Below are 14,462 nucleotides of genomic sequence, written 5' to 3'. Positions count from 1 at the left end.
CTGGCTCCTTCCTTAATCAATCAGTACGGTGCGTCCGCTTTCCGCCGATTCAATGATTCGCTCAAGAACTTTCTGGTTTTGGTAGCCATCAAAGAATTCAGGTGTTCCCTCCTGCTTATTCCCAAGGATCAAATCAGCGAAATCCTCCAGCTGCTGTCTCTTGTAGCTCTCTGAAACCGGTTTTGTCTCGAAGCTGGAATGAACTTCTTTGTCTTCAATGATGCAGACATCGATTTCATAAGGGCGTTCACAGCTCGCATGAATCGTCCCGAAATCTCCATAAACAGTGATTTCATGCTGATTCCCCGAACCGATCGCATTTCTCGTCGTAACAAAATTACCCGGAATAGAATTGTCCAGAACAGCCAGAAAGCTCGCATAGTCATCCACATCGACTTTCTGCATCTCCCCGCTGACAGGATTTTTCCTTTCATGAACAAAGGTATCCACCATCGCGGACACAGAGGTGAACTCGCCAATCATGAAGCGGGCAAGATCGATCATGTGGGCACCAAGATCCCCAAGCGCACCTGTTCCTGTAACCGCTTTATCAAATCTCCACAGAAAAGGAACATCATATATCGGCGCACCGAATGACTGCAGATAACGGACCGAGATATGCTTTACCTTCCCAATTTTGCCTTCTTGAATGAGCTCTTTCGCATAACGGAATGAAGGTGTATAGCGATAAGAAAATCCGACCATGCAGGGGATCGGTTGTTTTTCATATAGAGACTTTAAATATTCTGCTTCATCAAAATTTAATGTGAACGGCTTCTCCGCCAGAATCGGCTTCTGATATTGAATGCACAGCTCCAGCACCCTGGCATGAAGGTGATTAGGAACAATCGAAATCACCGCATCCACATCGCCGTCAGAAATAAGGGCTTCCATATTGTTAAAGCGCTTTTCCTCTGCGACGTTCTCAATGTCCCCGATCTTATTCAGGAGGTCTTCATTGACATCGCAAAGGGCACTCAGCTTCAGTTCATCTAACTCGGAAATCATGGTCCTGTGAGCATTTGCCATGTCCCCAAGGCCAATCAAGCCAACCTTCACTACTCTATTTTTAATCATGTTCTTTCCCCCTTTTACTTCATTGTAAAGTGAACACTGGAGGAGTAGAACACGGAAAATGTAAACGCTTAACTTAAGACACCTTCTCAGGAATATAAAGCACTTATTCCGGAAAATGGCAGTCAGTATCTAACGGGTTCTGTTTTGAGATACATACTTCTAATAAGTAACCGAAATGATTGTTAATTTACAGTCAAAAGACAATTCTAAAATGCATTAAAATGATCAATAGCCGATGTCAAATGAGGGTAAATTGATTTCCACTCCAGGTGCGTGACTCCGCGGGGCGTGCGGTGAGCCTCCTCGGCTTTGCCTGTGGGGTCTCACCTGTCACGCTAGTCCCGCAGGAGGTCACGCACCTTCCGTTCCAATCAAATCATTGCTAGGTTTTTTAGTTAATTGCATCTCACTAGGAAAAAGTGTATAGGAAGTTGTACAATTTATTATTTTAGATTCCAATACCATCCGATAATCAATTAAGTAGTTCATTTTTGGAGTACAAAACTGAACTGCTTTTTTATATGAGGTATCAAACTAATCTGCACCCTACTTCTTAAGGTAATATGCAACCAAATAGTCAGATTAATTGGAATATTTATGGTAAACTGAAGTTAATGTAATGTTCCATTATCCATTCAAGGAGCAGGATTATTGAATAATTAAAACTTTTTTGGAGGGGTTATTTTTGATAAATCTTGTTGCAGTTTTGGCGGTTTCCATCCTCACAATAGTATCTTGGTTGGCGATTGGTTATTGGTCCAAATCAACCGAGGATCTGGAGAATGCAAACAAGAAACTAAATAATGACAATGAGGGTTAAGTTAGACACTGGGCGTTTGCAGCATACTGCGAACTATTTTCTGCTCCTCCACTAAAGGAGCATGTTAGCCGAAGAATATAGGGGCGCACCTTGATTCACTTATATGAGGCGATGATATTACAGAATTGCAGTAACTTTGAAACTCCTGTCCCGTATATACAGTAGAAGAATACTTGAAAGGGTGGTACTAAATTATTAAAATCAAAAAACACTTTCAGCCATTGATATTAGTGGGTATTCTACTTTTTGCCACAGGCTGCACAAATGCCGAAACCTCAGGGGACAATTCAGAAGAGGGCGGAACCCAAAGTGCTGCTGAACAAAACATTGAAGCTTTCTTAGAAAATGCGTTTACTGGACCTACCGAGGCGTATGAGCAGGCTTTTCTCGAAGAGGCTGATAATTTGGAAAGAAGAGACGAAAAAATTTCTGAGTACTATCAAAATAATTTCGAGCCTTATATGAGCGAAAGTCTTTTAGAGGGTTTTATCAATTCTAATGGTGCTACTCAATTCTTGAGATTTGCTTACCCTGATTATGTTTTGGCAACAGAGGAAATCACACTTGAAGAAGACGAGGACTATTACACCTTTGCTGCTGATGTATCCTATACGAAAAAAGAAAGTGATGATAGTGGTACATTTACAATAAACGGCAATATGCAAACAGATGAGGAAGGCGTAATCACAGGTATTCAATATCATAAGGGCCAATATGAAAAGCTTGAGAATGCCTTAAAATAAGAAGAACTGAAATTTGGTTAAGATAAAAAATAGGCACAGTTCAATATGAGTTGAAGTATTTCAGGATGCTTTCTACTCGCTTAGGTTTAAGCGTTGTTCTGTTAAGGGGGCATTTGCTGAACAAGCAGCTGCCCTCTGTTCATGTAAAGGAAGATTAGGTGAATAAGGTGAAACTAAAAATAAATATGTTCGTCTAATAGGATTGGAGGTGTACATATATGATTAAAAAGCTATTATTTCTTGTACTATTCATATCTTTTATGTGTGCTTGCAGCCCACAAGAAACAGAAAGAACTCCATCTGAAACAAACTACATTACACTGGAAGATGTAGAAACTCTCATAGCTGAGCAAGGGTTTGAATTAGATAAAAATACAGATTTACCAAGCGAGAACGTCTTTATACAAGAACTAAACGGTATTACACCTGAAATATACAATTTAGAAGGCAATACATTATCGGTTTATGTTTTTTCTTCGGCAAGTGATAGAGGAAAGGGAATACAAAGGTTTGAAGAGATAACAGCAACAGCAGATGTAGTAGAACATAAAGCATACGGAATAAATAATATTTTGGTCTTTTATGTAAGTGACAATGATAGGATACAAAATAGATTGTCTGAAGCATTACAAAAACTAGATAAACCAGGATAAAATCTTGTTCAAGTAAAGAGGGCGTTTGCTGAAAAGCAGTCTTCTCTCTTAGTTGACAAGCGGAAATATTTGAAGAAACTTCTTTGATAATTAATTTTAGCATTAAAAGCAGATAGAGGATGTGTAATATTGAAAGGTAAAATTACTATTTTTATTTTTATAGCAATATTTTTGTGCGGGTGTGCCAAAGAAACTTCTTTTAACTTTCCTCAAAATCTGGATGTCCCGGATAAAGGTAAATATACTGTTTTCTATATCGATGATAATAAAGATATAAGCGATGATATGCTTCCTGAATTCCTTAGAATTGAAGGATCTCATAATATGCAGACGCTATATCCTTCTAATATAGAAGAATTTAACCAGCTATATGACAACATTCAAATAACTGATTCACCTTACTATATCTTTTTGGGTTCTGAAGAAAAAATATTTAAAACGGGAGATATAAATAAAGCTGCAGAATTCTTCAGCGAGAATATCTTAAAGTAACTATCGATTTGGGAGAAATGTTTCCCAATTGAGAATCTTGGCGCTTAATGCCAAGCTACTTCTTAGTTCACCTTACGGGAGCGTTAGTTAAAGAAAATCTGCTTTTAAAACAATAAATCTACTACATATATTAAGCCCTTATCAAAAAACAAAAAAACCATGATGGACAAAATCCGTTTTGGTTTTTTTAAGCTATACCGCATTTCCAGTGTTGCGGAAACGTATGCGAGATTGGGTACGAACACACACTTGGTAAAAGATCTGCTGTAATATCAATAAAAAATTATTGCGTTTTGCACCTCTAAAGTTAACCCCTTATAAATCAATATTGTCGTTTTTTCTTCGTAAATAGCGAAGAATCTACTGCTTATTGAAGTGCGGAGTTTTCACTGTGGTAAAATAAGGATAGTGAATTATGAGAAATTTCTGTTTAAACAACAAAAGTTCAAGGAGGTGTTGAGGTTGCAAAAAGCAGCTATCGGAATAATGTTTCTTGGGTTCATGCTGGCAATTTTTCTCGACTATTCGTTTGCGGGGATTATTGCTTGGTTAGGCACACTTGTTGGAGTTGGCCTTTTATTAGTACATAGCAAACAGCAGAAGCAAATGAAACACTTCGCTTTTTTCTTGGTTTGTTTCATCTTATCGCTGTCAGGCGTTTTCTATATATAGTTCTATTATAGTGAGGGTGTTTGCTGGATAGCATCCCCCCTCCTTTCGTTACTTCAGCGATTGTTAGATATCCTGATATGAAGATGGATTTTATTTTATGGAGGCGGCTTATGTGTCTAAAGAAATTACTTTTATCTTAGTTATAGTATCAATGGCTATATGGGTTACGGTGTCCAGAGAGGCTGTAAAACCTTCAAAAGAAATAGACTGGAGAAAAATGATCACATTACTGTCTGTCGGATCCCTATCTGCATTCGTTATAACCATTACGCTTTTTCAAAGCCTGTGATTATGTGTTAAAAAGGAGACTAATTGCAACACGGCAGATCACTTTTATTGTGTTATGAAACTATAAGTATGTGAGACTCGTCATATGGAAAGATGAATATAAAAGGGCGGATACTGTGAATTGGAGGAACATCACAGGATTTATTTTGCTGGGGTTAGGTACAGCCCTTTGGTTCCTTGCTTTCTCCTACAGGATGTTAATCACCTCAGACATCCCAGTTAACTTTACTCCTGAAGAGTCTGCCTTGGCTCAGAGATTTTTTATCGCATCGGGGTACTTGTTCTTCTAGCAACATTAGTGGCAGAAGCTAGAGGGCTCTACTTGTTATCACTGGGGATATTCGGTTCCATCGCTGTTTTTGGCTGGCTGAACAAATCCTGGTACGCGGTCGGTGCTGAATATTATAGTGCTGTATATGCTCGTTTAAATAATGTCAGCATTTACGTCCCGAGTGTTCTTGCGCTTATCAATTTGATTTTTTTATTACTATCTCTGTGGAAAAACTTGAAATGAAGAATATGGACAGTGCGTTTTATATCCCCATAGAGCGATGTTTCGTTAAACCAGCAGCTGCCCTCTTTTCAAGTAAGGGGTTAGTTGAAGAATTTTTGGAGGAGATCACAATTAAGGGTATATTAAAGGATTGTTTTTATTTTGCAGGTTGTCTGTTCATTATCCAATTAGTCATAAGTTTATGGACAGGAAAAGGAATAGATTGGCTAACTTTTTTTGCATTGAGCATAGGCGGGCTTATCGGGATAGTAATTCGGAATGAGTTCAAAAATGACTCTAGTGAAAAACCTATGAAAAAGTGGAGTATTGCTGCATCAACTGTATTGATATTGGTCGCAGGAGGGATTTTCTTCTTTAAAACTTATCAGCAAAATGTGATCATAGAAGATACCTATTCTTACCTCCAAGAACAGGGATACGGAGAGCTTATTGAAAAGGAAGAAATCACAACCTATCCAAGGGTCAGCATAGATGAAGATGGTGACCCTCGTTTTTCAGGCGGATATTTTTCCTTTGTAACCTTCGAAGACGAACCGTTGGTGGAATATGTTTTTGGGTATAAAGAAGAGACAAAACAAATTACAATGATAGACTTCAGGCAAAAGAGCAGTGAGCCGCCGTTAAAGGAGTTTTAGTGGTGAGATAGGCTTCCATCTCGGGTGGAAATTCTGCAGCTCATTGGGTGTCTAGCTTTAAGATTCGAATAGAGATTTCTTAGGAGATTGATATAATTGAACTGAGGTGAAACCTATATGAATTCAATGAGCGAACAGGCCGGAAGAATGAATCATGCTTCAGATTTTGATCCATCAAAAGAAATTGAAGAATATCCCGATCTAAAAGCTTCATTGACCAGGTATTTAGACAACTTAGAAATGAAAAGGTATTCCGGAAAAGAGCTGAAATCTAAGCGTAATGAAAAGAGAAATCCTTCAGGACAGAATAAAGAAATAATGTAAAGGTTGCTACTGATAAAGTGACAACCTTTTTTTTAGACAGGGTGAATTCACTCTAAAGGAGAGCGTTCACTGAACAATCAGCCGCCTCCCTTCAATTACTCCACCAAGCGATAATATCTTCTAGAAACAGTTTAAAATAGAAGGAGTTTTGACAATAGATAGAGAAAACTGTTGAAACGGACATTATCTAATTTTGGGAGGGGATAAAATTTGAATATCACAGTGAAGGAATTACCACAGAATGAAGTTGCATATATCCGGCGTGTCGGAAGTTATTTTGAACCCTAAGAACATTGGGGAAGCTTGATCCATTGGGCATTTAAAAATGAGCTTTATCCTCCAAGACAGCATTTTATAGGGATTTCTCTGGATAATCCTGATTTAGTTGAGAGTAATAATTGCCGTCATGATGCTTGTGTCACAATCCCTGAAGGATTCCATAAAGAGAAACATCTTGATATGCAATTTAAAAAGCTGGATGGCGGACAATATGCTTTGTATCCATTTTATGATGTGCCTGAAAAGCTGAATAATGCTTATCAATACATGTTTGAACAATGGCTGCCGAACAGCGGCTATGAGGTGGACTTTCATAGACACAACCTTGAATTTAATATGAATAACCCTGCCGAAGATCCAGAAGGGAAATGTAAAGTTGATTTATTTGTGCCTATAAAGAAATAGAACTTCTTAAACTAGCTAACACAGGGCAACTAAACAACCCCTAGCTGCCCTTAATCCAACCATCCTGCCAATTAAGGGCATCAACATACCTCCTTGCTTCCCTAAATCCAACCATCCTGCCAATAATGGGCACCAACAAACCCTCTAGCTGCCCTAAATCCAGCTAACCACCCAATAATGGGCACCAACACACATCCTAGCTGACCTGAATCCTACTAACCACCCAATAATGGGCATCAACAAATCTCCTTGCTTCCCTAAATCCAACCATCCTGCCAATAATGGGCACCAACACCCCCCTAGCTGCCCAACCCAAACCAACAAAACAAAAAAAGGGGCATCCAGGAAAACTCCCAGACACCCCTAATGTGACCAACTATAAAATTTACTTCAATAGATAAACCCTCGCCTCATAAGGCTTCAACTCCACAGAAGACAAAGTACCTTCCTCCGAAGTATCATAGTTCCCGATCAACAGATCTGCGGAAGTATGCTCAATACCCTCTGGCAGGGTGAACGCTGCCTCTTCCCCACTGAAGTTACACATCACAACCAGTTTCTCGCTGCCCAATGTACGTGTGTAAGCATAGATTGCTGGATCATCTTCCAGGATTAAATCGTACGTTCCATATACGATGATCTCATGCTCTTTGCGGAGCTTGATGAGCCTCTGATAGTAATGGAAAACAGAATCAGGGTCTTTCAAGGCGCTTTCTGCATTGATGTTCGTGTAGTTCGGGTTGACTTTCAGCCAAGGCGTGCCGGTTGTGAAGCCTGCATTTTCGCTGCCGTCCCATTGCATTGGAGTACGGGCGTTGTCACGGCCTTTGATGTAGATGGCGTTCATGATCTTGTCATGATCCTCGCCGCCTTCGGTTACTTTTTCTCGGTACATGTTATGGATTTCGATATCGTTGTACTCTTCAAGAGAGTCAAACTGAACATTGGTCATCCCCAGTTCTTCTCCTTGATAGATGTAAGGAGTTCCTTGCATCATGTGGAGGAAGGTTCCGAGCATTTTTGCCGATTCTGTACGGAATTCTTTGTCATTCCCGAAACGGGAGACCATCCGCGGCTGATCGTGGTTGTTGAGGTACAGACTGTTCCAGCCCTTTCCTTCAAGTTCCTTCTGCCACTTGGTCATGACGTCCTTCAGGTCAGCCAGTTTCCATGGCTTCACATCCCATTTTCCGCCAGGTCCGGAGTCCAGATCCATATGCTCAAAAGTGAAGATCATGTTGAGCTCAGTTCCTTCGTCATTGGCGTACTGGGCTGCATCCTGTGGAGAAGCACCCGGGCATTCGCCGACCGTGATCATGTCATACTTCGAAAGCACTTCCTTGTTCATTTCCTGAAGATACTCATGAACACGCGGTCCGTTCATGAAGAACTCCCCGCCCCAATCGTATTTTTTACCGCCCGGTGCGCTCGGCAGTCCGTCCGCTTTGGAGATCAGGTTGATAACATCCATGCGGAAGCCGTCGACGCCTTTGTCCAGCCACCATGTCATCATGTCGTAGATTTCATTTCGCAGCACAGGATTTTCCCAGTTCAGATCCGGCTGTTTTTTACTGAAAAGATGAAGGAAATATTCATCGGTTGCTTCATCGTGCTGCCAGGCTGAGCCGCTGAAGAAGGATGTCCAGTTATTCGGTTCCTGCCCGTCTTGTCCCGGATGCCAGATATAGTAGTCTCTGTATTGGTTATCCTTGGATTTGCGTGATTCGACAAACCAGTTATGCTCATCGGAAGAATGGTTGACGACAAGGTCCATCATCAATTTCATTCCGCGGCCGTGGATGCCTGCCAATAGTTCTTCCCAGTCTGCCATCGTTCCGAATTCATCCATGATGTCCTGATAATCGCTGATATCATAGCCATTGTCATCATTTGGTGATTTAAAAACAGGCGACAGCCAGATGACATCGATACCCAGCTCTTTTAAATAATCCAGCTTGGAGGTAATTCCTTGCAGATCACCGATTCCATCTCCATTGCTGTCCATGAAGCTTCTTGGATAGATTTGATATACAACACTTTCTTTCCACCATTTTTTATTCATTCCTCTTCATCCTCTCTATGTATCAGCAGTTCATCGATCTCTTCTGCTGCTTTCTTTAGTCCTTCCTCTGCACTCATTTCTCCTGAAAACATCAGCCTGAAATACTCGGTGTAGATGGAGTTGATTTCATTCCACTGTGGCACAGGCGGCCTGAGGAAAGTTTTGTCTATGCTTTCAATATAGCTTTCATAATAAGGATACTGTTCGACGATACTGGACATTTCCACTTCCGTATTGGTCGGCAGCACACCTGCTGTTAACAATAATTTCTGCGGAGTTTCTGTCGTCAGCCACTTGATGAATGTCCACGATGCTTCGCGGTGCTCGGACCCTTTCGTAATAACGGCATTTTCGCCTCCAAGGACCGATGTGTAGACCTCATTGCTCGGAAACGGTGCTGAAACAGTCTGCCTCTTCAGGACTTCAATATCCAGCAGGGAATGGACGCTGTAAAACCAAGGCCCTTCATCGATCATAAAGTAGCCCCCGGTCCTTATTTTTTCCCATGTTTGTGGATAGCCCTTCAGGATTTCAGCTGGAAAATTTCCATTCTCATAGAGCTGCACAAGCCTCTCTACGGCCTCGATGCTTTCCTTGCTGTCCAGGTATCCTGCAGCCTGGGTATATTGCGGGCTCAGCAGCTTCCCGCCCAACCCGTAAAAGTAGGGCAGACTGTTCCAAGGGGACACGTCGTTAATCCCAATGGTCAGTTGATTTTCTTCCACTACTTCCAGCAATTCATCCATCGTATGGGGCAGTTGTTCCAAACCGAGGTCTTCTACAGTATCTTTGTTAAAAATCGCTGCTTTGGTGTTGGTATTCAATGGCAGGCCGTAGTAGTCCTCACCATATCGGTTGGATTCCAGGGGCGGACGATAAAATCTTTTTTTGACTTCATTAAAATCGTCGAATTCACTCACAGGATAGAGAAGCTTCAGGTCGGCAAACTTCGGAAGCCAGGTGATGTCCATCCGGATAATGTCAGGCGTGCGGTTGACGGATGCCCGGGAGATCAGCGCAGACATCAGCTGCTCGTTATGAGGCTGGCGAACCGGCTTGACATCGATATCCGGAAATTCCTCTTCAAATAATGGGATGACTTCCTTCTCGAAAATCCTTGTCTCCTCATCGCTGTACGTGTGCCAGATTTCGATTTGTTCCTTTTCGTTCCCCGCATCCATCTGGACAGGTTCGTTCTCTTCTATAATATTCTGGTTCATACAGCCCTGCATCGCCAGCATGAGCATGACCAATGGCAGCAGTGAACGCTTCATGGACGGAATTCCTTTACTGTTCATGATTCAGCCTGTAATCCCCGGGTGATTGGCCCGTGACTTTTTTGAATAGCTTGCTGAAGTACTTCACATCATTGAATCCCGCATTCGCTGCCACTTCATACACCTTCAAGGAGGTCTGCCTCAATAAGGCCTTCGCTTTTTTCACCCGAAGTTCGATCACATAATCGATAAAATTCTGGTCCATCAGCCTTTTGAAAAGAATGCTGAAGTAATTGCGGCTGATATGAATATGGTCGGCTACATTTTGCAGCGTCAGTTCATCTGTATAATGAGCATGAATGTAGTGCAGGGCTTTATCCAGAAGTTCGTTGTCCATATGAGGCTTATTTTCACCATTCACTAACAGCTGGGCACAGGCTTTGAGGCCTTCCAGGGTGGATTTGCGGACTTCTTCCAACGTGTCTGATGCCTCAATGATCGCAATCTTTTCCATCAAAACAGGAGGATCAATCTTCTTCATAAAAATGGTTTTCAAGATGTTTCCTGCCTCTTTTTTGATAACAGAAGGCTTCATGTTTTCACTGCTCCACACACCAAACCGTTCCTCGATGAACGTTTCACTTCTGCTTTCCTCGTAAGGAAGCAGAAATCCTTCCAGCTCTTGTTCTGAAAGGGCCGGTACATCCTGCGCGATGTCTGGTCTGTACCTGAATATCTCTTTTTCACTGTGAAAGAAGTATCTTCCGCACGCGGCATGTGCCCGGTAATATCCTTTTACAAGATCTTGAACATCATGGACGACATCGTATCCATAGATGATGCCGATCGACGTTTCTCTTTCAATCTTCTCTTTGATCATGGTCGTCAGAGTTAATGGATCACTGCTCTTCTTCAAGAAAAACAGCAGCTCACTGTCGCTGATCAGAAAGCAGATGCCTTCATCTGTTGCAAGATAAAATCTTTCTTGTATTTCTTCAAAGATCAGGCTGTTATACAGAAAGCCGAAGTCCTCATCCACCCTGTCCATTCCCTTCAGCTTCAAAAGGACGATTGCATGAGGCTCCTCAAACATCGAAATGACGCTTTCGCTCTTCACTTCGTCATGCTTTTTCAGAAGAATCCGCTTCATTTCCTGCTCCACTCTTCTTCTAATGGCTGCAACATTTGATTGCTGGGCGTACTCCAGTTTTCTGTCCATCTTCTGCTCTTCTTCAATCTTGTCCACACATTTGTGAACCGTTTTTAAAAATGTTTCCGGCTCGAGTGTCGGTTTTAAAATATAATCAACGGCTCCGTGTGTCAGCCCTTCTCTTACATACTCAAATTCGTTATAGCTGCTGACCAGCACGATTTTCAGCTTCGGGTTCACTACAAGCGCTTTTTTCATGAGAGTGATTCCATCCATCACAGGCATCTTGATGTCGGTAATCAGGATATCAACCCGGCCTTCCCTCTCCATGGCATCCAGCGCCTGCTGGCCGTTTGAATAATCGCCGATCAGCTTCAGGTTCTCTTTTTCCCAATCGATAGAGGATTTCAATCCAAAGCGGATAATCGGTTCATCATCTACAATCATCACGTTAAACACGATCTTCACCCCCGGGTACAGATAGCAATAGTAATTTCACGACTGTTCCTTCTTCCGTACTCGTGATTTCCACCTTCGAATCTCTTTCATAATAAAGGCGCACAGAGTCATATACATGGCTGAGCCCTATTCCTAAATAGGAACCCGATGTTTCGGATGTCTGCTGAAATTTCTTCAGTACATCTTCCTTCATCCCCATTCCGTTATCCGAGATTTCCAGCTCAATTCCCCGCTCAACCTTTTTACCTGATATGACGATCGATCCTTCTTCGCCAGTAGGGACGATTCCATGAAAAATCGAATTCTCGACAATCGGCTGAAGAAGCATACGCGGAATTTGGACATCTTCCACACCCTCTTCAAAGTCTGTTTTCAGAAAAAAGTTCTGCTGATAGCGGATTTGCAGGATCACCATGAAATTCTGGACCAGCTCGATTTCTTCTTTAATGGATATAAACGTTCCGGTTTTTCCCATATTGCCTTCCAGCAGCTTGGATAACGAGGTCAGTGCCGTGTTCGCACGCTCCGTTTCCTTAAACTGCACAAGCCAGCGGATCGTGCTCAGCGTATTGAAGAGAAAATGAGGATTGATTCTGTGCTTGATGGCCCTGAGCTCGGCTTCCTGCTTCTGTCTTTGCTCTTCTCTAATCTGATCCAGAAGATTATCCACCTGATTGATCATGTGATTAAACTGGCTGCTCATCACACCGATTTCATCAACCGAACTGACGGCTGTCCGGACTTTAAAATCTCCTTCTCCAACCAGTTTCATCTGCTCTGTCAGCACCTTGACAGGCTCCGTCACCCGTTTGGCGATGGCGATGCCAAGAATGATCGCAATGATGCCGAACATGACAGAGGCAAAAATGATGATGCGCTGGATCGACACAATTTCACCTGTGATTTCAGTGACAGGGACGATACCGACAATCGACCAGCCATTACCGATCGGCTGCATGACGCCATACTGGTGGATGCCGTTTTCATCAAATTCGAATTCCTGCTTCTTACCCGTAATGTAATTCCGCAGTTCTTCATTTTGTACAGGCTTCCCGATTTCATCCAGGTCATTGTCGATCATCACTTCCGCCGATTCATTTACCACAAAGAAGCGGCCCGTTTTCCCCAATTTGATTTGATTGATTTTCTCCAGAATCGCATTTCCATCCAGGCTGACCTGTACATAGGCGATATTTTCCATATTGTCAAAATCCTTTAGGACCCTGGTGATGGGAAGCACGAGGGCGGTATTCTCTCCGGCTCCGCTGAACCTATCGTACTGCAGGCCCCCCCACACCAATTCTCCGTCTTTTTTGACAGCATCCTCGGCCCACTCCGTCTTGTCAATATTGACCATCGACAGCTTATAAGGTGAAAACGTCCCGCTTCCCCAGCTCGCTCCTTCATCTTTTAACACATAAATGATACGGACGAATGAACTGGTATAGATATTCGAATTCAGAAAAGAGTTCATGTATTCCTGATTCTCTTTGGCCTCAACGGATGAAGCGTTCTCATTCAAATCCGCCTTAACAATCTCCTGAATTCGTTCATTGCTGTATAAAAGGTCCGACATATCACTGCCATTGGAAAAAATAAACGAAAGAGAATCTGCAGCCTGCCTTGCAATCTGCAGCGAAGATTCTCTAACATTTTCTTTTACCACATCAGATGCGGACTGATAGAAAAACAAACTATTAAACACAGTCGGGATCAAACTGACAATCAATATAGTGACGATGACTTTCGAAGCCAGACGTTTTCTTAGTAGGTTGTAAATCATCGTTGGATCCCTCTTTATTCTGTCGTATTGAATATTTCCTGACTTCTATTTTTCAAAAGGTTATGGCTTGGAGTGCTAGTTACCCTTACAGCCCTTTTAGGTTTGGAAAGTGTTGCTGCCGGGGGCGGTCTCCTGCCGGTCTGGGGCGCTTGGGCTTTTGGCGATAGCGGAAAGAAATTCCCTTATTTGCTGAATCGCGCCGCCAAAAGCTTAAATAGCGGAAAAATATTCCCTTATCGGCCTTTAATCTCTAAAGAATAGGGTCTTTTCTTCAAATAAGGGAAACTAATTCCCTTATTCATCCTCAAAATGAGCCAGATTTGAAAATAAGGGAAAGATCTTCCCTTATTTTCACGCTGGTTACTCCGGCCAGGCCATGACCTTCAGTTACTCTTTTAAATAGAGGGAAAAATTCCCCTTATTTCAAAAACAGCGCCGAAAATCACCGAAATAGCGGGAGAATTTCCCCTTATTTGACTCAAACCACTAGAAAACAGGGGCTTTTTTTCATATAAGGGGAAAAACTCCCCTTATTCACCCTTAAAATGAGGTCAAGCCTGCACTTAAGGGGAAAATTTCCCCTTATTACCCCCGCTGGATATTCCGGCAAGGACCTGGCCTTCAATTTCTCCTCAAATTAGCGGAAGAAAATTCCCTTATTTGCTAATTAGCACCGCCAAAAGCTCAAATAGAGGAAAAATATTCCCTTACCGGCCTTTAATCTCTAAAAAATAGGGGCTTTTCTAAAAATAAGGGAAACTAATTCCCTTATTCATCCTCAAAGTGAGCCAGATTTGAAAATAAGGGAAAGATCTTCCCTTATTTTCCCCGCTGGATACTCCGGCCAGCCCAACACCCTCAGTTACTCTTTTAAATAGAGGGAAAAATT

The 14,462-nt window shown here is 42.1% G+C and carries 13 protein-coding genes and 1 pseudogene; 9 read left to right on the top strand and 5 right to left on the bottom strand.

The genetic code is table 11. From position 1 onward, the window contains the following. Positions 1–12: 12 nt before the first annotated feature. Entirely contained in the window at positions 13–1,077 is a 1,065-nt protein-coding gene (locus tag FZC79_RS13640) for a Gfo/Idh/MocA family protein (RefSeq protein ID WP_148947325.1), read from the bottom strand. Positions 1,078–1,762: 685 nt separating this feature from the next. Between FZC79_RS13640 and FZC79_RS23865 the strand changes: the two genes are divergently transcribed. The 9 genes and pseudogenes from FZC79_RS23865 to FZC79_RS13600 all read left to right on the top strand — a co-directional run bounded on the left by FZC79_RS23865 (position 1,763) and on the right by FZC79_RS13600 (position 6,902). Beyond that, positions 1,763–1,897 carry a hypothetical protein gene (locus FZC79_RS23865; RefSeq protein ID WP_262371048.1) on the top strand — a complete coding sequence of 45 codons (135 nt, stop codon included), beginning with the start codon at positions 1,763–1,765 and terminating at the stop codon, positions 1,895–1,897. Positions 1,898–2,127: 230 nt separating this feature from the next. Next, on the top strand, positions 2,128–2,640 hold the full coding sequence (locus FZC79_RS13635; RefSeq protein WP_148947324.1) for a hypothetical protein: 513 nt from the start codon (positions 2,128–2,130) through the stop codon (positions 2,638–2,640). Positions 2,641–2,858: 218 nt separating this feature from the next. Further along, on the top strand, positions 2,859–3,293 hold the full coding sequence (locus FZC79_RS13630; RefSeq protein WP_148947323.1) for a hypothetical protein: 435 nt from the start codon (positions 2,859–2,861) through the stop codon (positions 3,291–3,293). 129 nt (positions 3,294–3,422) lie between these two features. After that, positions 3,423–3,785 (top strand): hypothetical protein, encoded by a 363-nt coding sequence (locus tag FZC79_RS13625; RefSeq protein ID WP_148947322.1) that lies wholly within the window; start codon positions 3,423–3,425, stop codon positions 3,783–3,785. A gap of 462 nt (positions 3,786–4,247) precedes the next feature. Continuing rightward, on the top strand, positions 4,248–4,457 hold the full coding sequence (locus FZC79_RS13620; protein ID WP_148947321.1) for a hypothetical protein: 210 nt from the start codon (positions 4,248–4,250) through the stop codon (positions 4,455–4,457). Positions 4,458–4,569: 112 nt separating this feature from the next. After that, the gene (locus tag FZC79_RS13615; RefSeq protein ID WP_252183328.1) at positions 4,570–4,746 is read left to right on the top strand and encodes a hypothetical protein; all 177 of its coding nucleotides are present in this window, start codon (positions 4,570–4,572) and stop codon (positions 4,744–4,746) included. 509 nt (positions 4,747–5,255) lie between these two features. Further along, positions 5,256–5,894, top strand: a complete 639-nt coding sequence (locus tag FZC79_RS13610) for a DUF3139 domain-containing protein (protein WP_187442780.1) — start codon at positions 5,256–5,258, stop codon at positions 5,892–5,894. Positions 5,895–6,011: 117 nt separating this feature from the next. Then, the gene (locus FZC79_RS13605; protein WP_148947318.1) at positions 6,012–6,218 is read left to right on the top strand and encodes a hypothetical protein; all 207 of its coding nucleotides are present in this window, start codon (positions 6,012–6,014) and stop codon (positions 6,216–6,218) included. A 210-nt stretch (positions 6,219–6,428) separates the two neighbouring features. Beyond that, positions 6,429–6,902: pseudogene (locus FZC79_RS13600) on the top strand (AraC family transcriptional regulator). Positions 6,903–7,287: 385 nt separating this feature from the next. Here the strand turns inward: FZC79_RS13600 and FZC79_RS13595 are convergent. The 4 genes from FZC79_RS13595 to FZC79_RS13580 are packed head-to-tail and all read right to left on the bottom strand — an operon-like array spanning position 7,288 to position 13,573. Then, positions 7,288–8,964 carry a glycoside hydrolase family 13 protein gene (locus FZC79_RS13595; RefSeq protein ID WP_148947317.1) on the bottom strand — a complete coding sequence of 559 codons (1,677 nt, stop codon included), beginning with the start codon at positions 8,962–8,964 and terminating at the stop codon, positions 7,288–7,290. Beyond that, positions 8,961–10,262, bottom strand: coding sequence for an extracellular solute-binding protein (locus FZC79_RS13590; protein WP_148947316.1), 1,302 nt, complete (start codon positions 10,260–10,262; stop codon positions 8,961–8,963). The genes FZC79_RS13595 and FZC79_RS13590 overlap by 4 nt, the downstream gene beginning before the upstream one ends. After that, positions 10,252–11,790, bottom strand: coding sequence for a response regulator transcription factor (locus FZC79_RS13585; RefSeq protein ID WP_148947315.1), 1,539 nt, complete (start codon positions 11,788–11,790; stop codon positions 10,252–10,254). Before FZC79_RS13585 ends, FZC79_RS13590 begins: the two co-directional genes overlap by 11 nt. Continuing rightward, on the bottom strand, positions 11,783–13,573 hold the full coding sequence (locus tag FZC79_RS13580; protein WP_148947314.1) for a cache domain-containing sensor histidine kinase: 1,791 nt from the start codon (positions 13,571–13,573) through the stop codon (positions 11,783–11,785). Before FZC79_RS13580 ends, FZC79_RS13585 begins: the two co-directional genes overlap by 8 nt. Between the last annotated feature and the right edge of the window lie 889 nt (positions 13,574–14,462).

Origin of the sequence: Rossellomorea vietnamensis (genome assembly GCF_008180615.1) — a bacterium.
Lineage (GTDB): Bacteria > Bacillota > Bacilli > Bacillales > Bacillaceae_B > Rossellomorea > Rossellomorea vietnamensis_D.
This window is presented reverse-complemented; position numbering and strand designations above follow the sequence as displayed.

Excerpts from the sequence above, each read along its gene's own strand:
- FZC79_RS13580 (WP_148947314.1), bottom strand. The coding sequence starts at position 13,573 with ATGATTTACAACCTACTAAGAAAACGTCTGGCTTCGAAAGTCATCGTC.
- FZC79_RS13590 (WP_148947316.1), bottom strand. The coding sequence starts at position 10,262 with ATGAACAGTAAAGGAATTCCGTCCATGAAGCGTTCACTGCTGCCATTG.
- FZC79_RS13610 (WP_187442780.1), top strand. The coding sequence starts at position 5,256 with ATGAAGAATATGGACAGTGCGTTTTATATCCCCATAGAGCGATGTTTC.
- FZC79_RS13630 (WP_148947323.1), top strand. The coding sequence starts at position 2,859 with ATGATTAAAAAGCTATTATTTCTTGTACTATTCATATCTTTTATGTGT.
- FZC79_RS13595 (WP_148947317.1), bottom strand. The coding sequence starts at position 8,964 with ATGAATAAAAAATGGTGGAAAGAAAGTGTTGTATATCAAATCTATCCA.
- FZC79_RS13605 (WP_148947318.1), top strand. The coding sequence starts at position 6,012 with ATGAATTCAATGAGCGAACAGGCCGGAAGAATGAATCATGCTTCAGAT.
- FZC79_RS13640 (WP_148947325.1), bottom strand. The coding sequence starts at position 1,077 with ATGATTAAAAATAGAGTAGTGAAGGTTGGCTTGATTGGCCTTGGGGAC.